The sequence below is a fragment of the Pseudidiomarina aestuarii genome, assembly GCF_048263735.1.
Classification (GTDB): domain Bacteria; phylum Pseudomonadota; class Gammaproteobacteria; order Enterobacterales; family Alteromonadaceae; genus Pseudidiomarina; species Pseudidiomarina aestuarii_B.
In genome coordinates this window covers 238009-257867 of record NZ_JBLXDX010000004.1, presented here as the reverse complement: position 1 = coordinate 257867, position 19859 = coordinate 238009, and the positions used below count along the sequence as shown (strand labels likewise).

The window sequence follows — 19859 nt, the reverse complement described above, 5'->3', positions numbered from 1 at the left end:
GCCTCAAGCGTGGGGCGCATTTTAGAGATTTAACTGCGCCCGTCAAGCGCCTTTTGAGCATTTTGATATGTTTTTTTGCTGACTGCTGGTTTTCTGCGCAAACCGTTGAGAAAAAGAACAAAAAAGCCCACCAAGGTGGGCTTTCATCAACTTTTACAAGCTTGGCTTATTTTTTAGGGCCGCCTTTACCGCCACCCTTACCGCCACCGCCAGTATCGCCGCCGTCGTCGCCGCCGGTGTCACCACCGCCAGAACCACCACAGCCATTTGCAGTTAAGTAATCAACTGCGGCTTTAGCTTGAACAATACCATGGCCATATGCATTATCACGACCAGCCGCACCTTTATCGATAGCCGTTGCTGCGAGTGCTGCTCGGATATCATTATTAGTACATGCGGTATGCTGCGACCAAACTAATGCCGCTACACCAGCAACATGAGGTGTCGCCATAGAGGTCCCGTCGAAGAATGCCCAATCACTATCAGTTACACCAACAGTAGCTGAACTACCGAGTTGACCTAACATAGCAGCGCCATCAGTATCACTTGCACCAACCGCAGGAATTGAAGCACTGTATTCACCTAAAGTACCTAAAACGACGCCAGGTTCATTGTTGAATACAATTGCAGCAGCACCACCGCCAGCTTCACATGCCTGAACTTTTTCAGCGAATGAAATCACGCCGCGCTCAATTAGACACACTGCGCCAGAAGCACCGGCACAAGCTGAATCTCCAATACCACAATCAACGAGAGGACCCGTTGCTGATGTACGTGCAGTTCCGTCCATACCTGTTGCAGCGTAGCTTACGCTGCCAACAGTCAGCTCAACACGTTCACCAGTACCACGTGGGACTGAAGACAACACTGCAACACCTGGGCCAGCCAATTCTACTTGCGACGTTTGCTGAGAAAATGCAGCAATAGTTTCAGTTGAATCTACAGCAGCAACAGATACAACAGAGTCATAAGATGCAGGGTAAGAGTCACGTGTGTTCCCGTCGTTACCCGCAGCAGCGATGCTTAAGATACCCGCGCTGTTCAGCTGACCAAACGCGCGATCTTCAGCACGGTTGGCGCGGCTGCCACCCAAACTCATATTAATAACTTTCGCGCCTTCTCGCGCACACTCATCAGCAGCCGCAATTAATGAAGACGAATAGCTCCAACCTGACGCGCCAAACACTTTAACGATATGAAGGTTCACTTGACCGTTAGGTAATACGCCGACCACACCATCACCATTAGCTAATGCTGCAATAGTACCTGCTACGTGAGTACCATGACCGTTTTCATCTGTATACCAGTTGCCGCTCCCACTATTGAAGCGTCCGGTTACACCGCTGGTTGGTAAATCTGGGTGTCCTAAGTCATAACCAGAGTCAATGATACAAACTTTTACCGCACCAGCGGCAGCATCAGACACTTGGTCAGCCTGCACCTGCACAATGCCGTACGGCAAGTTTGGCTCATACTCAGAACTTAACAGCTGACGTGGAGAATCTTCTTCTACCAACAACACGTTAGGGTTGTTACGTAGGCCATTTAAAGCTTGTGCCGGAACAGTCACAGCCATCGCATCAAAATTAGACAAATCAACATTCTTATTACCGCCGGCACGATTTACCAGTTGCTCAACTTGAGCTTTACTGCCCGGTTTGAACTGAATGATGACCCGCTCTTTATCAGCTGGAGCGGCTTGCACTGCTGTCGCAACAGCAAAGGAGAGTGCGGCGAGCGTGAACACGCCACGTTTCGTATGATTAGACATAAATAGAACCTTATTATTCTTGTTAGAAACCCTGTTGTTCGTCGTACTTAGTTGTTATTTTAACCAGCACCTGAAACATATTGTTACTTTCTGTTACCGACTGCAACCCCTAATTTTGACCTTTTTTGTAAAGCCCAAAATGCGTACAATGCGCGCTCATTGAATTGAGGCACTCATGACGCATCAGGCTATACAACACGCAGATTATCAGCAGCAACTGACCGACAAAGCATCCCGATTAAAGGCACTTATTGGCCCTTATTGCGATGGCGAACCCGAGCTATTTGCATCGCCACCTACGCATTATCGAATGCGAGCAGAATTTCGCATTTGGCATGAGGGCGATGACATGTACTGCATTATGTTTGACCCCGAAACGCGTGAGCGTATTCGCATTGATGAATTTCCGGTAGGAAGCGAGTTAATCAACACGCTCATGACAGCTTCTGTTGACTACATTAAGTCGAGCGAAGCACTGCGGCGCAAACTATTCCAAATCGAGTTCTTAACAACAACATCGCAGCAGGCTTTAGTTTCTTTAATTTATCACCGTCCGCTTGGCGACGATTGGGAGGCGGCAGCTCGAGAGTTGCGCGCACATTTGCAGCAGTTCGCGACGATTCATTTAGTTGGTCGCTCGCGCAAACAGAAAATTGTACTTGATCAAGACTGGGTGCTGGAGAAGCTCACTATTGCCGATCGGGATTACTGGTTTCAGCAGGTTGAAAATAGCTTTACCCAACCTAACGCGGCAGTGAACCAACATATGGTGACGTGGGCGATTGATGCGACGAAAAATAGCACCGGTGATTTGCTCGAGCTTTATTGCGGCAACGGTAACTTTAGTTTGCCCATGGCGCAGAATTTTGAGCGGGTGCTGGCTACAGAGATTAGCAAAACCTCAGTAGCTTCGGCTCGCTATAACTGTGAACTGAACAACATCGACAATGTCACTTTGGTGCGAATGTCTGCTGAAGAGTTTAGTGCGGTGATGGCGGGAACACTAGAATCTCGTCGTGCGCAAGAAGCCGATATTCGCTCATTTGAATGCAACACTGTGTTGGTCGATCCGCCTAGAGCAGGTTTAGATGCGGATACCGTAGAATTGGTTCGCCAATATAAGACGATTGTCTACATATCGTGTAACCCAGAGACTTTAGTAGAGAATATTGCGGCACTAACGGATACTCATGAGGTGCAGCGTTATGCACTTTTTGATCAGTTCCCGTACACACACCACATGGAAGCCGGTGTTATTCTGAAACGGCGTCCGCAATAGCTGCATTGCCGCGAATCAACCGTAAGTTGACCCAATGTGCGGCAATAATCATTGAAGCGCCAAGCAAAATGATGACGGGCTCGCCCATTTCACCGAGGCTATCTTTGTGCCAATAAATCACACCACCGGCTAACAATAGAGCAATTGGATAGGCCTTCATGTGCTGACGCATACCAATAAACAATGCGACCATGCCAAGAATGATACTGGTGCCCAGAATCACTCGCTCCAATAGCTCTTCTCCAATAAACGACAACCCGATCATCGACAACAACGGCAGAATCACAGGCAGCAACAAGCAGTGCAGAGCGCACAGTGTTGTTACCCACATTCCAGTTTTGTCGATAGATTGCTTGGTCATGGAAAAGTTTTAAACCATCAGCCGTGAATTCGAATGTTATATTATAACATCACGATGCTTGGGGCAAGTCACTGCTCAAATGATTGTCGCGAACTAGGCGCGGTCATGTGCAAACGGCAAGATTTCTTTGATGTGGTGCTTCTGTGTGGCGAGCATGACTAGTCGATCAAAACCAAGTGCAACACCAGCACAACTGGGAAGTCCCGACTCCAACGCGGCAAGTAAACGCGGATCGGCCTGCATGGCAGCTAGTCCATTTTGTTCTCGTTGTTTTTGATCATTCTGAAACCGCTGTGTTTGTTCGGCGGCATCCGTCAATTCAAAATAGCCGTTCGCGAGCTCCATACCGTTCACGAACACTTCGAAGCGTTGCGCCGTTGCTGGGTCATCTGAAGTTGGTGCTGCAAGCGCTGCTTGAGCCAGAGGAAAGTGGGTGATGAAAACAATCGTATTGGTCGGTAATTGTGGCTCAATTACCACGCTCATTGCCAGTTGCTGAAGCGTTGTGAAATCTGTTTCGCGCGCCGCTAAATCAGCAACTTCTGGTCTGTTGAGAAGCTGCTTCTGAAGTTCCTCAAAGCCATTCGAAGCAAAGATATCAACAGCCAAAAACACCTGAAATGCTTCAGCATAAGTGAATGATTGTACTTCGGTCAGATCGAGCATCTGCTGTAAGTAAGCGCTCACCTCTGCAATCAGGTCTACCATGGTAAACCCGACGCGATACCACTCTAGCATCGTGAACTCAGGATTGTGCCGCCGGCTTTGCTCATCATTGCGAAACACTTTACCCAGTTGATAAATACAACCAGAGCCCGCCGCGAGGAGACGCTTCATAGCAAATTCAGGGGACGTTTGCAGGTACCAAGTTCGGCTATCGCCACTCAGTTTGGTTTCGAGATTAGTTAAATGAACATCGGTGACACCGAACCGACTTAACAGCGGAGTATCAACTTCTAAGACTTGCCGCGCAGCGAAAAACGCTCGCGTCTGTTGCAAGAGTGCAGCACGCTGACGAAGCGTTTCCAGCGTTGCGCTTGGGCGCCACTCATCGGCATGCTGCATACTTCAGACCGTTATTTCTGAACGCGTGACACGTACTCGCCAGAGCGAGTATCGACCTTAATCACTTCGCCGATTTGAACGAATAAAGGTACTTTCACAACGGCACCGGTGCTCAGGGTTGCAGGTTTGCCGCCTGTACCCGCAGTATCGCCTTTCAGACCTGGATCCGTTTCAACAATTTCCAGTTCGACAAAGTTAGGTGGCGTCACTGCAATTGGGTTGCCGTTCCACAACGTGAGCGTACAAATATCTTGCTCAACCAACCACTTGGTCATATCGCCCACTGCTTTCGCATCGGCTGCAATTTGCTCAAAGGTTTCGTTGTTCATGAAATGCCAGAACTCACCGTCATTGTACAAGTAGGCTAAGTCGACATCGATGACGTCAGCGCCTTCAACGCTGTCACCTGACTTAAAGGTTTTCTCAACCACTTTGCCGCTGATCAATTTACGGATACGAACCCGGTTAAAGGCTTGTCCTTTGCCTGGCTTGACCATCTCGTTTTCGAGAATGTTGCAAGGCTCGCCGTCCTGCATGATTTTCAGACCGGCTTTAAATTCATTGGTGCTGTAATTCGCCATAGCTTCCTCGTATGCTTTCAAATAAGCGATTTCGCGCGCAATAATAAACCAAAGCGCCGCAGTTTTCAGGTAAAATCAGCGCCGAACCAAAGAATTTTCGAAACTGTTGTGTTTAAAGGAAGCCCGTGACTACCTCTGCTAGCATCTCTATTCGGCCGCAATGGCAGCAAGAACTCGCACAAGCGGTCACGGATCCGCTCGAGTTAGTTCAGCTACTTGAGCTAACGGATCAGGTGAGTACAGATGATATTGCGGCGCGACGTTTGTTTCCGCTGCGAGTCCCCAAGCACTTTGTCAGCCTGATGAGCCGAGGCGACCGCAATGACCCGCTGTTGCTCCAAGTACTCCCTCATGCAGACGAATTTCTTGAGGCGCCAGGTTTTACCACCGACCCACTCGTGGAGCAAGGGTCAACGCAAGCGCTCCTGCATAAGTATGAATCTCGAGTGCTGGTCATCTTTCGAGGTGGCTGCGCCATCAATTGTCGATACTGCTTTCGCCGCCATTTCCCTTATGACGAGCATCATTTCGGAGCGCAAGAACGCGCCCATTTGCTGGATTACATCACGAAAGATAACGCCATTAATGAAGTCATTCTCAGTGGGGGTGACCCGCTGATGGCGACCGATCAACAGCTGGATAGGTTGTTGACCGAGTTAGAAGCGTTACCGCAATTAAAGCGAATACGTATTCACAGCCGACTGCCTGTCGTCATTCCTAGCCGATTGACTCGGAAGCTTGCAGAACGTCTACAGCACAGTCGCTTGCAGAGCATTTTAGTGCTACATGCAAATCACCCGCGCGAGATCTCATCTGCACTTCGTCAAGGCACCCAGCTCTGGGCGCAACACGGCATTACTTTGTTCAATCAAAGTGTGTTGTTGAAGCGAGTGAATGATAGTGCTGAGACGCTAGCCGAATTGAGTGAGGCATTATTTGAAGCACGAATTATGCCGTACTATTTACATCAGCTAGATAAAGTAGCGGGCGCCAGCCATTTCGCTATTCACGATGACCGCGCCCGCTTGATTGAGGCGGAGTTGCGAGCTCGTCTGCCTGGATTTCTCGTGCCTAAATTGGTTCGAGAGATAGCCGGCGAGCCGAGCAAAACTCCGTTATAACTGAATCTTAGTTATTACGTTCAAAGGTGTCGTTAAACCAGCGATCTAGCAGCTTTTTCTCGTAATACAGCTCATCACGTCCACTTTCTTTCGCTGCTCGCATGGTTTGATGGGCACCCATGTCACGCAAATTCACGGACTCTTCATTGAGCACTTCACCCGAGCCATTGGTGTACTGATAGCTAAACTCAATGCGTGGATAGTCAATACGGTCGACAATTCGCATGTAGGCTGCACCACCTTGACCGTAAGTAGGTTCAACACGACCGGTAATATCCAAGTCGGTGACCGTAATGCTAAGGGTATTACCCTCAGGTAATTTCGCGGCTAGGCTTTCAAAGTGCTTTGTGAGCCCTTCAAATAATTGTTCTTGGAATGACGACTGCCGCTCATTCACTGCTTCAATGTCACGGAAATCATCTGGATTTTTGAATTCCACTTTGGCGGTCGCTGCCAACGCAGTCGAACTCATTAACGCCAATGAAATTGCCATCGATAGTGTAGTTATCTGTTTCATGATGTACCTCCTTGGGTAGCTTTCATAAGTAAAGATGCATCATTTGCTACAAATGTGACAGTTCTTTGCATGGCTTTAACGTATTTCTGCCAATAAAAAGGGCGACTCGAAAGCCGCCCTTCTGATACTGCCGTGACAAGGCTTACATCATGCCGCCCATGCCACCCATTCCGCCCATGTCTGGTGCGGCTGGTTCATCTTTTGGGATTTCAGCGATCATCGCTTCAGTCGTGATCATCAGTGAAGCAATCGATGATGCGAACTGCAGCGCTGAGCGAGTGACCTTCGTTGGATCCAAGATACCCATCTCAAGCATGTCGCCGTAGGTGTCGTTACCAGCGTTGTAACCGTAGTTACCTTCGCCATTTTTTACGTTGTTCGCAACTACTGAAGCTTCTGCGCCAGCGTTCATTGCGATTTGACGTAATGGTGCTTCCATTGCGCGCAACGCTAACTTGATACCGACGTTTTGGTCTTCATTGTCGCCACGCAGGTCAGCTAATTTGCTGGCTGCACGAACCAGAGCAACACCACCACCAGGCACTACGCCTTCTTGAACCGCAGCACGGGTTGCATGCAATGCGTCTTCAACACGCGCTTTCTTCTCTTTCATTTCCATTTCGGTTGCAGCACCGACTTTGATTACTGCAACACCGCCAGCTAATTTAGCCAAACGCTCTTGCAGTTTCTCGCGGTCGTAGTCTGAAGTAGTGTCTTCAATTTGCTGACGAATTTGTGCCACGCGGCCTTCGATAGCTGCTTCGTCGCCGTTACCATCAACAATAGTGGTATTGTCTTTGGTGATCACAACGCGCTTCGCGGTACCCAGGTCTTCCAACTGTGCTTTGTCCAGTTCCATACCGATTTCTTCAGAAATCACAGTACCACCAGTCAGTGCCGCGATATCTTGCAGCATTGCTTTACGACGGTCACCGAAACCTGGCGCTTTCACACCAGCCACTTTCACGATGCCACGCATATTGTTGACAACCAGAGTTGCGAGGGCTTCGCCTTCGATATCTTCAGCGATAATCAACAATGGCTTGCCTGACTTAGCAACGCCTTCCAGCACTGGCAACAGTTCACGGATGTTGCTGATTTTCTTATCAACCAACAAAATGAACGGGCTTTCTAGTTCAACTGAACCGTTCTCTTGGTTGTTGATGAAGTACGGTGACAAGTAACCACGGTCGAATTGCATACCTTCAACCACGTCGAGTTCGTCTTGCAACGCTTGGCCTTCTTCAACGGTGATCACACCTTCTTGACCCACTTTTTCCATTGCTTTGGCGATGATTTCGCCGATAGTGGTGTCTGAGTTGGCAGAAATAGTACCAACCTGAGCAATTGCTTTGGTGTTGTCACATGGCTTCGATAATTTCTTCAGCTCTTCAACAGCTGAAATCACTGCTTTATCGATACCGCGTTTCAAATCCATTGGGTTCATACCCGCAGCGACGGCTTTTAAGCCTTCGTTGACGATAGACTGGGCTAATACAGTTGCAGTAGTCGTACCGTCACCGGCTTCGTCATTTGCTTTAGACGCGACTTCTTTCACCATCTGTGCGCCCATGTTCTCGAACTTGTCTTCTAGTTCGATCTCTTTTGCAACAGAAACACCATCTTTGGTGATGACCGGTGCGCCATAAGATTTGTCGAGAATGACGTTACGGCCTTTTGGACCCAAAGTAACTTTGACTGCATCGGCTAACACGTTGACGCCTTTCAGCATCTTTTGACGTGCGGTATTACCAAATTTTACTTCTTTAGCTGCCATGATTCTTTTCCTCTATCAATTCGTTGACGATCTAATCGAGATCTACACTTAGCCTTCAACAATAGCCAAAATGTCCGACTCGCTCATGATGAGGTATTCCTCACCGTCGATCTTCTGTGTCTTCACGCCGTAGCTTTCATTGAACAGCACAGAATCACCGACTTTCACGTCTAATGCTTTGACGTCGCCGTTTTCTAGGATGCGGCCGTTGCCCACGGCAACAACTTCACCACGAGTCGACTTTTCAGCGGCTGAACCGGTCAGCACGATGCCGCCTGCAGATTTGGTTTCTGCTTCCGAACGTTTAATGATCACGCGATCATGTAAAGGACGAAGTTTCATGTGTGATAACTCCTAAACCTAAGTTGTGGATTGATAACAGCGCTCTTTCGAGCAGTTAAAAGATTAGTGCCACAGTTATGGGGGGCATTTTTGCGAACACAAGGTTTTTCAGTAAAAATTTTTTCTGAATTACGTATACTGAACCGACGTAATAAAGACACCATACTAGTTTCTGGCTTCGACGAGGGTCCCTATGACTCAAGCTAACGATACAACACCTGAATTCCGCCTGGTTTTATGTAGTTGTCCAGACAAAAACACTGCTAAAGCACTGGCTGAGAAGGCTTTACGTGCCAAGTTAGCTGCCTGTGTGAACATTTCCGCACCGAGCACGTCTATGTATTGGTGGGAAAACCATATTCACAGTGATGAAGAAGTCACACTTGCGATTAAGACTACCGAAGGTCATATCGTGTCTTTATTTGCGTTGGTGCAGGAAGCGCATCCCTATGAAGTACCAGAACTCATTGCTATTCCCATCAGTGAAGGTAGTTCTGCTTATTTAGCTTGGTTAGAAAAAGTGACTCAGGAAGGTTAAGACATGATGCTCGGAACGGTATTACGCAGTACGTTCATTGCGCTCGCACTAATCGTTGCAGGCCAGATCCTCACAAGCGATGTGAAAGCTCAAGATTTTGGTGCGGGTGACGACCCCTTTGCACAAGAGCAATTCTTACCCGTTGACCAAGCGTTCCAGTTCGATTATCGCCAAAATGGCGCCACCATTACCTTCACTTGGACGGTAGCTGACGGCTACTACTTATATCAACATCGCTTTGCTCCCGATCCGTCAGTCGAATTAGCCGAAGTACCTATTTATCCAGAAGGTGAAAGTCATACCGATGAGTTCTTCGGCGAATCGATTGTGTATCGCGATGCCGTGAGTATTACTTATGTAGTGCATTCCGCTCAGGCTGACCAGCCTTTTACGGTGTCCTACCAAGGTTGTGCCGATGCCGGATTGTGTTATCCACCAACCACCAAAACCATTTATCTCAGCGCTGTTAGTAGCGATGGCTCGACCGCGATTAGCTTCGAAGAAATAGTCGCAAACAGTCAAACCGACGATATTTTTGATCTCGGTGCACAACCGTTGTGGCTGTCATTGGGTATTTTTCTGTTGCTGGGGATTGGCTTAGCGTTTACACCCTGTGTGTTACCCATGTATCCGATTATTTCGGCAATTATTATGGGGTCAGGTCAGCATAAGCAGACCTTGCCCACTCGGCGCGCCTTCACGCTATCATTTGCCTACGTGCAAGGTATGGCGATTACTTATTCCATACTCGGGGTCATTGTTGCCTTAGCCGGGCTAAAGTATCAGGCGATGCTGCAACATCCCGTCATTTTGATCGGGCTAGCGCTTCTATTCGTGGTGCTGGCACTGAGTATGTTGGGTGCTTACACCATACAGTTACCGCAGCGCTGGCAGCAAAAATTAAATGAAGTCAGTCAACAACAACGTGGTGGTGCGCATCGTAGTGTGTTCACTATGGGCGCACTCTCCGGATTGATTGCCTCACCTTGCACCACTGCACCGCTGTCGGGCATCTTGCTATTCATTGCACAAACCGGCGATATCACCATAGGCGGCGCAGTGCTCTATGCGCTCAGCATAGGTATGGGCATTCCACTGATTATCTTTGGCGTGTCCGGTGGCAAATTGTTGCCGAAAGCCGGCGCTTGGATGAACACCATCAAACGGATCTTTGGTGTCATCTTGCTAGGCGTTGCGCTGCTGTTTGTTGAGCGTCTACTGAGCTATGAAGTTGCGGGTTGGTTATCGGTTGCGTTTATTGATGTAGCCGCTATTTACCTGATCATTAGTGGGTATCGTGAGTTGAAACGCTCTGCCGCGCACCTCTTTGCGGTGATCTGGATAGTTCTGGGTGTTGGTTTAAATCAGTATTTTTGGCCAAGTACCTATCATCAAGCGGATTTCGTTGCGGTGGACTCAGTTGCCAGTATTGAAGCCGAGCTTGCCTCCGCCGGCGACAAGGTTGTGATGCTCGATTTGTATGCCGACTGGTGTGTGGCCTGTAAGGAGTTTGAACGCGAAACCTTTGGTGATGAGGACGTGCAAGTCGCTTTCGACCAAATGCGCATCTTACAAGCCGATGTCACCGCCAACAATGCGACCAATCAAGCGATTTGGCAGGAATATCGCGTACTCGGCCTGCCCACTATCTTATTCTTTTATGATGGTGAGGAAATTCCGGGATCGCGCGTCACAGGCTTTATGCCTGCCGATGATTTTCTACAGCACATCGAAAATTGCTGCGAAAAGCGCTGATAAGACCAGTATTTTGCTGCGTAACTGCGATTTTTCACTATAATGAAAAATCACCTGCGAACTAAGTGCCAAAAGTGGACACTAAATAAGCAGTTTGCAACGTAATCGAAATTTTCGAAGAAGATCGCAGCATAATGACGTCAACTACGCCGAAAAAACATCGAATTCTGTTGCTCAATGGGCCGAACCTAAACCTATTGGGAACCCGCGAACCAGAAGTCTATGGTTCCGCAACGCTCGCATCTATTGAAGCGAAGCTACAACAACAAGCGCAGCAGTTGGGTCTTGAGCTCAACTGTCGCCAAAGCAACGCTGAACATCAATTGATTGATTGGGTTCACGAGGCGCAGCAACAAGGCGTCGACTTCATTATCATCAATCCGGGTGCCTACACGCACACCAGCATTGCACTGCGAGACGCCCTGGCCGGCGTCGCGATTCCGTTTATTGAAGTACACCTATCCAATATTCACGCTCGCGAAGCTTTTCGTCGCCATTCTTACCTTGCTGATATTGCCGTTGGAGTCATTTGTGGCTTAGGCGCTCAAGGTTATGAATTGGCGCTCTCTGCGGCGCAGCAACAATTACACGATTAATCTCAACACTGGGGTCACACAAGATCATGGATATTCGTAAAATTAAAAAGTTGATCGAACTCGTTGAAGAGTCTGGTATTGCCGAACTGGAAATCACCGAAGGTGAAGAATCAGTGCGCATTCATCGCGGCTCAAGTGCTCAGCAAGCTATGCCGATGCACTACCAAATGCCAGCACCACAACACGCACCTGCTCCAGCAGCAGCGCCAGCTCCGGCAGCAAGTGCGCCGGTCGCAGAACCAGAAATTAGCGGCCACGTGATGCGCTCGCCTATGGTTGGTACCTTCTATGCAGCACCAGCACCAGGCTCACCTGACTTCGTGACCGTTGGTCAGCAAGTCAAAGCTGGCGATACCTTGTGTATTGTTGAAGCGATGAAGATGATGAACCAAATCGAAGCCGATAAAGGCGGCGTCGTGAAGCAAATCATGGTTGAAAACGGCGAACCGGTCGAATTTGACCAACCTCTGTTTATCATCGAATAAACCCACGCGATCAGGACATTATCATGTTAGATAAGGTTGTCATTGCCAACCGCGGTGAAATCGCATTACGCGTTCTACGAGCGTGTAAAGAACTGGGCATCAAAACAGTTGCGGTGCATTCGACGGTTGATAGAAATTTAAAACACGTGTTACTGGCAGACGAGTCGATTTGTATCGGCAACGCGCCAGCAACAGACAGTTATCTGAATATTCCACGCATTATTAGCGCTGCGGAAATTACTGATGCTGCCGCCATTCATCCCGGCTACGGCTTTTTAGCTGAAAATGCCGACTTTGCTGAGCAAGTGGAAAACTCGGGCTTTATTTTTGTCGGTCCAACCGCTGATGTTATTCGGTTGATGGGCGATAAAGTCTCGGCCATCGAAGCGATGAAAAAGGCCGGCGTTCCTTGTGTGCCTGGCTCTGGTGGTGAACTGGATGACGATGATGAGAAGAATAAGAAAATAGCCAAACGCATCGGCTATCCTATTATCGTCAAAGCCGCTGGTGGTGGTGGTGGACGTGGAATGCGCGTCGTGCGCAAAGAAGAGGAACTCCTGAGCTCTATCAGCATGACCAAAGCTGAAGCGGGCGCGGCCTTCGGTAACCCGATGGTCTACATGGAAAAATTCCTCGAAAACCCACGCCACATTGAAATTCAAGTACTCGCAGATGGCCAAGGCAACGCGGTGTATCTGGGTGAGCGCGATTGCTCCATGCAACGTCGTCACCAGAAGGTTGTAGAGGAAGCACCAGCACCAGGTATCACGCCTGAAATGCGCAAGTATATTGGTGAGCGCTGTGCCAAAGCTTGTATCGAAATTAATTATCGTGGTGCAGGGACCTTTGAATTTTTGTACGAGAATGGCGAGTTCTATTTCATTGAAATGAACACTCGGATTCAGGTCGAGCACCCAGTCACCGAAATGGTCACTGGTATTGATTTGATTAAAGAGCAACTGCGCATTGCTGCGGGTCGTCCGCTGTCCATTTCACAAGAAGACGTAGTGATTCGTGGTCACGCCGTGGAATGTCGTATTAATGCCGAAGATCCAAATACCTTTGTGCCTTCACCTGGTTTGATCACGCGTTTCCACTCACCTGGTGGTTTAGGGGTGCGCTGGGACTCGCATGTATACGCCGACTACAAAGTGCCACCAAACTACGACTCGATGATTGGTAAGCTCATTACTTACGGTGAGAATCGTGATGTAGCAATTGCGCGCATGCGTAATGCGTTGAGCGAGCTTATTATTGAAGGCATCAAGACCAATGTCCCATTACAAAAAGACATTATGGCTGATGAGAACTTCCAGCACGGTGGTACCAATATTCACTACCTCGAGAAGAAACTTGGCATGGGCGGTCACTAACGCCTATGCCATGGATTCAACTTACCGTAGCCGGCTCTGAGCAGGCAGCTCCGCACATTGGGGAGCTGCTTGAAGAGCAAGGCGCTGTTGCGGTGACCTTTCGTGATGCCCAAGACAATCCAATCTTTGAGCCTCCTCGCGGCGAGGCGGTGTATTGGCATGAAACGCTGATCACCGGACTGTTTGACGCCGAGGCGGACTTGAAGCCGGTCATTGCTGCATTGCAGGCAAGCCCCCACTTTACCGGTGGGCTTGATTACAAAACCGATGGGCTAGAAGACAAAGATTGGGAACGCGAATGGATGGATAACTTTCATCCAATTCGTTTTGGTGAGCGCTTATGGGTCTGCCCCAGTTGGCGCGAGATCCCTGACCCTGCTGCGGTGAATATTTTACTCGATCCCGGCATGGCGTTTGGAACTGGTACGCATCCGACCACGGCTTTGTGCTTAACCTGGTTGGATGGCCAAGACTTAACGGGTAAAACGGTCGTCGATTTTGGTTGTGGATCAGGCATTCTCGCAATTGCGGCATTACTGCTCGGCGCTGAACGCGCCATTGGTATCGATATCGACCAACAAGCCTTAATTGCCAGTCGTGACAATGCTGAACGCAATGGCGTTGCGGATAGGCTGGAAGTATACCTACCGAGTCAACAACCTGAATTAGCAGCAGATATTGTATTGGCCAACGTGTTAGCCGGACCATTACAAGATCTTGCTAGTGTGATCAGCGCCTATGTTGGTCCACAGGGTGACTTAGTGATGTCGGGTATCCTCGAGCGGCAAGTGAGTGCAGTTCAGGCTGCTTATGCACCGAGCTTTACCTTCAGTCCAACCCAAATGAGTGCCGAGTGGGCGATGCTACATGCGCGCCGTAACCACGCTTAGAGCCTAATCACAGAACGCTTTTGTCAAGTCAAAAAAGTGCAAAAAAGCTGGGATTTGTACAAATTCCAGCCTTTTCATTTGCACATAAATTCCCTAAAATTTCCCACCCTTGAGTTGCACAGTTTTTAACCGATGCGGATCGGACCTTATCAATTAGATAATCCAGTAATACTCGCACCTATGGCAGGTGTGACAGACCTTCCCTTTCGGCAATTATGCCAAGAGTTGGGAGCTGGGTTGACTGTATCCGAAATGCTTTCGAGCAATCCGCGCGTTTGGAACACCCGCAAATCTATTGCGCGGATGGGCCATGCCGATGAACCCGGTATAAAAGCGGTGCAAATTGCTGGGTGTGAACCTGAATTGATGGCTGCTGCCGCACAACATAACGTTGAGCACGGGGCACAGATCATTGATATCAATATGGGTTGCCCTGCAAAGAAGGTGAATAAGAAGATGGCAGGATCTGCCCTGCTGCAATATCCAGAGTTAGTTGCAGACATTCTGCACGCTGTGGTGAATGCGGTGGAGGTGCCCGTTACGTTGAAAATACGGACTGGTTGGGATCCTGAACATCGCAACGGCGTAGCGATTGCGCAACTTGCTGAACAAGCCGGTATTCAATCGCTCGCAGTACATGGTCGAACGCGAGCATGTATGTACAAGGGCAATGCGGAGTACGACACCATTAAAGCGATTAAACACGCGGTGTCGATTCCGGTCGTCGCGAACGGTGACATTACGACACCTGAACGCGCCCGCGAGGTGCTCGATTACACTGGCGCAGATGCGGTCATGATTGGGCGCGGTGCACAGGGCAATCCGTGGCTATTCCGGGAAATTGCGACTTATTTAGCGACGGGCAAGAAAGTGGCTCCGCCAGCACCGAGTGAAGTGAGTGATGTGGTGTTACGACACGTACACCGCTTACATCAGCACTATGGTGATTTTATGGGAACCCGAATTGCTCGTAAGCATGTGGGCTGGTATTTGCAAGAACAGCAGCCCGCGCAAGCATTTCGTCAGCACTTTATGGGTATTGAGGATCCGCACGAACAACTCGATGCCTTGGCGAATTTTTTTACATTCGGAAACTAGAAGAGATAGAGCGCACCTATGTTTGATCAAAATACGAATCGTGACACGGTTTCTCCATTTACCACTTTGGGTAATAACGCACAGCCTAAGCCATTGCGTGATTCCGTGAAGCAAGCCATCAACAAGTTTCTAAAAGCTTTAGATGGTCACGATCCTGAAGAGTTGTATGAGTTGGTTTTGGCGGAAGTAGAAGCTCCATTGCTCGAAGAGGTCATGACCTATACTCGCGGTAATCAAACGCGGGCAGCGACCATGCTCGGCATCAATCGCGGTACATTGCGTAAGAAGCTGAAAAAATACGGCATGAATTAATGCCCCCTGAAAAAGAGCACCTGTGTGCTCTTTTTTCTTTTGTGCTCCAGTCAACTACACTCTTTATTGCTTTTAACAGACGGTGATTTTTCATGGACCAACGACCGATTCAACGCGCACTGATTAGCGTTTCTGACAAAACAGGTATTGTCGATTTTGCCAAGGCTCTGGTTGCCCGTGGCGTTCATATTCTCTCCACCGGCGGCACCGCCAAACTTCTCCGTGAACATACCATAGCGGTTACCGATGTGTCTGAACACACTGGCCAAGTGGAAATCATGAATGGCCGCGTGAAAACGCTGCATCCTAAAATTCACGGTGGCATTCTGGCACGTCGTGGCGTTGATGAAGCGGTTATGGCCGAGCAAGATATCGCTGCTATTGATATGGTCGTGGTGAATTTGTATCCGTTTGCAGAAACCGTCGCTGCGTCTGATTGTAGTCATGAAGATGCGGTTGAGAATATTGATATTGGCGGCCCAACTATGGTTCGTGCAGCCGCCAAAAATCACCGTGATGTGACTATTGTGGTGAATGCCAGTGACTATGACCGCGTGCTGACAGAAATGGACGCACACGCCAATAGCCTGACTTTTGAGACGCGTTTTGACCTTGCCATTCGGGCTTTCGAACATACAGCCCAATACGATGGCATGATTGCACAGTACTTTGGTGCGCGTTTGCCGGGCCAAGAGAGCCCATTCCCACGCACCTTTAATATTCAGCTCGAGAAAAAGCAAGACTTGCGTTACGGCGAGAACAGCCATCAAAGCGCCGCTTTTTATACCGAAACGAAGCCTGCTGAAGCCTCTGTTGCCACTGCACAGCAGTTGCAAGGAAAGGCTCTGTCATTCAACAACATCGCGGACACCGATGCAGCTCTAGAATGTGTGAAGTCGTTCGCACAACCGGCCTGTGTGATTGTAAAACATGCGAACCCATGTGGCGTTGCCATTGGGGACAATTGCTTAGAGGCTTATCAACGTGCTTTCAAAACCGACCCAACTTCTGCGTTTGGCGGTATTATCGCGTTTAACCGCGAATTGGATGGCGAAACGGCTCGCGCCATTGTTGAGCAACAATTTGTTGAAGTGATTATTGCACCGAAGGTCAGTGCTGACGCCCGTGCCGCCGTTGCTGCGAAAACCAATGTACGGTTATTGGAGTGTGGTGAGTGGTCGTCTGAGCGTCCAGCCACGTATGACTACAAGCGCGTGAACGGTGGCTTGCTGGTTCAAGATAACGATCAAGGCCAAATTACCGCTGCTGATTTGAAGGTGGTTACAACCGTGCAACCGACAGCTGAGCAGCTTGAAGACCTCCTATTTTGCTGGAAAGTAGCAAAATTCGTGAAGTCGAATGCCATTGTTTATGCCCGAGCCGGTATGACCATTGGGGTGGGTGCAGGCCAGATGAGCCGTGTGTATAGTGCCAAAATTGCTGGCATTAAAGCGGCTGATGAGAACTTAGAAGTAGCGGGATCAGTCATGGCATCGGATGCCTTCTTCCCGTTTCGTGATGGTATTGACGCTGCCGCTGCAGCGGGTATTTCTGCCATCATTCAACCGGGCGGGTCCATTCGCGACGACGAGATTATTGCCGCTGCGAATGAACATGGAATTGCCATGGTATTTACCGGAATGCGTCATTTTAAACACTAAAAACTTGTTGGTTATGTGGTACAACAGATTGCCCTTACATGCTTTGCAATGAGGAACTGACCATGAACAAATTCGCATTATCCAGTGTTTTCGCTTTATCCGCGCTCGCTGCTGCTTGCAGCGAAGCACCACAACAGACCGAAGCTCCGCAAGAGCCAACGGCTGCTGTTGAAGAGCAAGCAATGCAAGAAGAAATGATGACCGAAACGGCTGGCTTAACCCTAGCTGACGTTGCGGCAAGTGACTTGCGTTCAGACAGCAACAAAGCTCGTGATGCTTTTCGGCACCCGGTCGAAACGCTCGAGTTTTTTGGTCTTGAGCCAGACATGACGGTCGTTGAAATTTGGCCAGGTGGCGGTTGGTATACGGAAATTCTAGCGCCGTATCTGAAAGACCAAGGCATGCTCTACGCAGCACATTTCCCAGCAGACAGCAGCAGCGATTACTTCAATCGTTCACGCACAGCGTTCGCTGAACGGATTGCCTCCGATGACGCATTTTCAGCTATCACTATGACTGAATTTAATGCCACCGCGGCGACCGAAGTAGCGCCAGCAGGTTCAGCGGATATGGTACTGACCTTCCGCAACTTGCATAACTGGTATATGGCCGCTGGTGAAGAAGGTCTACAAACCGCGTTTTCGACTTTCTACACGGCATTGAAGCCGGGCGGCGTGTTAGGTGTTGTCGATCACCGCTTGCCAGAAGATCGTCCAGATGAGGAAATGTCGAGCTCAGGCTACATGAAAGAAAGCGTCGCGATTGCTATGGCAGAAGCCGCTGGTTTTGAGTTAGTCGGTAGCAGCCCTATTAATGCCAATGAAATGGATACGGCAGATCATCCGCGTGGTGTCTGGACATTACCACCAAGTCTGCGCCTCGGTGATGAAGACCGTGAGAAGTATTTGGCAATTGGTGAAAGTGACCGATTCACTCTGAAATTTATGAAACCAACCACAACTCAAGAGTAACAATAGGCATGAAGGTATTGGTTATTGGCGGCGGCGGCCGCGAACATGCACTAGCATGGAAAGCGGCGCAGTCGCCGTTGGTTGAGCAGGTTTTTGTAGCACCCGGCAATGCCGGTACAGCTAACGAGCCGAAACTATCGAACGTAGCTATCGGCGCTGAAGCCGTCGATGAACTGTTGGCTTTTGCCCAACGTGAGTCTATTGGCCTCACCATAGTTGGACCTGAAGCACCTTTAGTGTTGGGTGTGGTGGATACGTTTCGCGCTGCAGGGTTAACCATTTTTGGTCCAACCCAAGGCGCCGCTCAGCTGGAAGGCTCGAAGGCGTTTAGCAAAGATTTCTTAGCACGCCATCACATTCCAACAGCCGCCTACCAAACCTTCACGGATATTGCCGCGGCGAAAGCTTATGTTGAAGCACAAGGTACACCTATCGTAATCAAAGCTGACGGCCTCGCCGCTGGCAAAGGTGTGATCATTGCGCAAGACCAAGCAGAAGCCTTCGCCGCTATTGACGACATGCTGGAGGGGAACCGCTTCGGTGCCGCCGGCAGTCGCGTAGTGATCGAAGAGTTTTTGGTGGGTGAAGAAGCCAGCTTTATTGTCATGGTTGATGGAAAGACAGCACTACCCTTTGCCTCAAGCCAAGATCATAAAGCACGTGATAACGGCGACAAAGGTCCAAATACCGGTGGTATGGGCGCTTATTCACCTGCACCTGTAGTCACGCCTGAAGTTCACAACTGGGTTATGGATCACGTCATTCAACCGACCGTAGAAGGTATGGCTGCTGAGGGTCATCCGTACACTGGCTTTTTGTATGCGGGTTTGATGATTGCACCTGACGGTACTGCAAAAGTACTGGAATACAATTGCCGCTTCGGTGACCCAGAAACGCAACCGATCATGTGGCGATTACAGTCTGATTTAGTCGAGTTGTGCTTGGCTGCTTGCCAAGAGCAATTGGCCGACCACCACATTGATTTTGACCCGCGGGCAACCGTGGGTATTGTCATGGCTGCGGGTGGTTATCCTGATAACTATCGCAAGGGCGATGTCATCTCAGGATTAGCCGGCGACGATGCGACCACGAAAGTCTTTCATGCCGGCACCCAGCTGAATGAACAAGGCGAGGTGGTCACTAATGGTGGCCGAGTACTTTGCGTCACCGCTATCGGTGATAGCGTCACTCAGGCCCAACAAGCGGCCTACCAGCGCCTCGCCAACATCCATTGGAACGACGTTTACTACCGCACCGACATCGCTCACCGCGCAATCGCCCGCGAGTAACGCCATCCCCCACTCCGTTCAACTAGCACCACGCTAGTTGAACGGAACCTCACTTTCGCATTTAATCTGATCCGCTT

At 49.4% G+C, this 19859-nt stretch carries 20 protein-coding genes; 13 read left to right on the top strand and 7 right to left on the bottom strand.

Annotation, left to right across the window (positions count from 1 at the left end):
* Positions 1-166: 166 nt before the first annotated feature.
* On the bottom strand, positions 167-1771 hold the full coding sequence (locus ACN0S4_RS10860; RefSeq protein WP_417657689.1) for a S8 family serine peptidase: 1605 nt from the start codon (positions 1769-1771) through the stop codon (positions 167-169).
* Between the two features lie 175 nt (positions 1772-1946).
* Here ACN0S4_RS10860 and trmA point away from each other — a divergent pair, with 175 nt between their 5' ends.
* Positions 1947-3050, top strand: a complete 1104-nt coding sequence (gene trmA / locus ACN0S4_RS10855) for a tRNA (uridine(54)-C5)-methyltransferase TrmA (protein ID WP_417657688.1) — start codon at positions 1947-1949, stop codon at positions 3048-3050.
* Here the strand turns inward: trmA and ACN0S4_RS10850 are convergent.
* From ACN0S4_RS10850 to efp, 3 genes are all read right to left on the bottom strand, one after another.
* A complete protein-coding gene (locus tag ACN0S4_RS10850) occupies positions 3025-3411 on the bottom strand; it encodes a MerC domain-containing protein (RefSeq protein WP_417657687.1) in 387 nt (128 codons plus the stop codon). The genes trmA and ACN0S4_RS10850 overlap by 26 nt on opposite strands.
* A 93-nt stretch (positions 3412-3504) precedes the next feature.
* Complete coding sequence (gene epmA, locus ACN0S4_RS10845; protein WP_417657686.1) at positions 3505-4476, bottom strand: EF-P lysine aminoacylase EpmA; 972 nt, start codon at positions 4474-4476, stop codon at positions 3505-3507.
* Between the two features lie 11 nt (positions 4477-4487).
* The gene (gene efp / locus ACN0S4_RS10840; RefSeq protein WP_169931341.1) at positions 4488-5057 is read right to left on the bottom strand and encodes an elongation factor P; all 570 of its coding nucleotides are present in this window, start codon (positions 5055-5057) and stop codon (positions 4488-4490) included.
* A gap of 125 nt (positions 5058-5182) precedes the next feature.
* Here efp and epmB point away from each other — a divergent pair, with 125 nt between their 5' ends.
* On the top strand, positions 5183-6178 hold the full coding sequence (gene epmB, locus ACN0S4_RS10835) for an EF-P beta-lysylation protein EpmB (protein ID WP_417657685.1): 996 nt from the start codon (positions 5183-5185) through the stop codon (positions 6176-6178).
* Between the two features lie 7 nt (positions 6179-6185).
* Here epmB and ACN0S4_RS10830 read toward each other — a convergent pair whose 3' ends face one another.
* From ACN0S4_RS10830 to ACN0S4_RS10820, 3 genes are all read right to left on the bottom strand, one after another.
* Positions 6186-6695, bottom strand: a complete 510-nt coding sequence (locus tag ACN0S4_RS10830) for a DUF3016 domain-containing protein (RefSeq protein WP_417657684.1) — start codon at positions 6693-6695, stop codon at positions 6186-6188.
* Between the two features lie 142 nt (positions 6696-6837).
* The gene (gene groL, locus ACN0S4_RS10825) at positions 6838-8472 is read right to left on the bottom strand and encodes a chaperonin GroEL (RefSeq protein ID WP_417657683.1); all 1635 of its coding nucleotides are present in this window, start codon (positions 8470-8472) and stop codon (positions 6838-6840) included.
* A 48-nt stretch (positions 8473-8520) separates the two neighbouring features.
* Complete coding sequence (locus ACN0S4_RS10820; RefSeq protein ID WP_169931330.1) at positions 8521-8814, bottom strand: co-chaperone GroES; 294 nt, start codon at positions 8812-8814, stop codon at positions 8521-8523.
* A 193-nt stretch (positions 8815-9007) separates the two neighbouring features.
* Between ACN0S4_RS10820 and cutA the strand changes: the two genes are divergently transcribed.
* The 11 genes from cutA to purD all read left to right on the top strand — a co-directional run bounded on the left by cutA (position 9008) and on the right by purD (position 19782).
* Positions 9008-9352 (top strand): divalent-cation tolerance protein CutA, encoded by a 345-nt coding sequence (cutA, locus tag ACN0S4_RS10815; RefSeq protein WP_417657682.1) that lies wholly within the window; start codon positions 9008-9010, stop codon positions 9350-9352.
* A 3-nt stretch (positions 9353-9355) separates the two neighbouring features.
* A complete protein-coding gene (locus tag ACN0S4_RS10810) occupies positions 9356-11107 on the top strand; it encodes a protein-disulfide reductase DsbD (RefSeq protein WP_417657681.1) in 1752 nt (583 codons plus the stop codon).
* A 134-nt stretch (positions 11108-11241) separates the two neighbouring features.
* On the top strand, positions 11242-11703 hold the full coding sequence (aroQ, locus tag ACN0S4_RS10805) for a type II 3-dehydroquinate dehydratase (RefSeq protein ID WP_417657680.1): 462 nt from the start codon (positions 11242-11244) through the stop codon (positions 11701-11703).
* Between the two features lie 26 nt (positions 11704-11729).
* Entirely contained in the window at positions 11730-12188 is a 459-nt protein-coding gene (gene accB / locus ACN0S4_RS10800) for an acetyl-CoA carboxylase biotin carboxyl carrier protein (RefSeq protein WP_169931327.1), read from the top strand.
* 23 nt (positions 12189-12211) lie between these two features.
* A complete protein-coding gene (gene accC / locus ACN0S4_RS10795; protein WP_169931326.1) occupies positions 12212-13561 on the top strand; it encodes an acetyl-CoA carboxylase biotin carboxylase subunit in 1350 nt (449 codons plus the stop codon).
* A gap of 5 nt (positions 13562-13566) precedes the next feature.
* Positions 13567-14451 carry a 50S ribosomal protein L11 methyltransferase gene (gene prmA / locus ACN0S4_RS10790; RefSeq protein ID WP_417657679.1) on the top strand — a complete coding sequence of 295 codons (885 nt, stop codon included), beginning with the start codon at positions 13567-13569 and terminating at the stop codon, positions 14449-14451.
* Positions 14452-14583: 132 nt separating this feature from the next.
* The gene (gene dusB, locus ACN0S4_RS10785; protein WP_417657678.1) at positions 14584-15549 is read left to right on the top strand and encodes a tRNA dihydrouridine synthase DusB; all 966 of its coding nucleotides are present in this window, start codon (positions 14584-14586) and stop codon (positions 15547-15549) included.
* Between the two features lie 18 nt (positions 15550-15567).
* Positions 15568-15861, top strand: a complete 294-nt coding sequence (fis, locus tag ACN0S4_RS10780; RefSeq protein ID WP_169931323.1) for a DNA-binding transcriptional regulator Fis — start codon at positions 15568-15570, stop codon at positions 15859-15861.
* Between the two features lie 92 nt (positions 15862-15953).
* Positions 15954-17522, top strand: coding sequence for a bifunctional phosphoribosylaminoimidazolecarboxamide formyltransferase/IMP cyclohydrolase (purH, locus tag ACN0S4_RS10775; protein WP_417657677.1), 1569 nt, complete (start codon positions 15954-15956; stop codon positions 17520-17522).
* A 194-nt stretch (positions 17523-17716) separates the two neighbouring features.
* On the top strand, positions 17717-18493 hold the full coding sequence (locus ACN0S4_RS10770) for a class I SAM-dependent methyltransferase (protein ID WP_417657698.1): 777 nt from the start codon (positions 17717-17719) through the stop codon (positions 18491-18493).
* Between the two features lie 8 nt (positions 18494-18501).
* Positions 18502-19782 (top strand): phosphoribosylamine--glycine ligase, encoded by a 1281-nt coding sequence (purD, locus tag ACN0S4_RS10765; protein WP_417657676.1) that lies wholly within the window; start codon positions 18502-18504, stop codon positions 19780-19782.
* Positions 19783-19859: the final 77 nt, after the last annotated feature.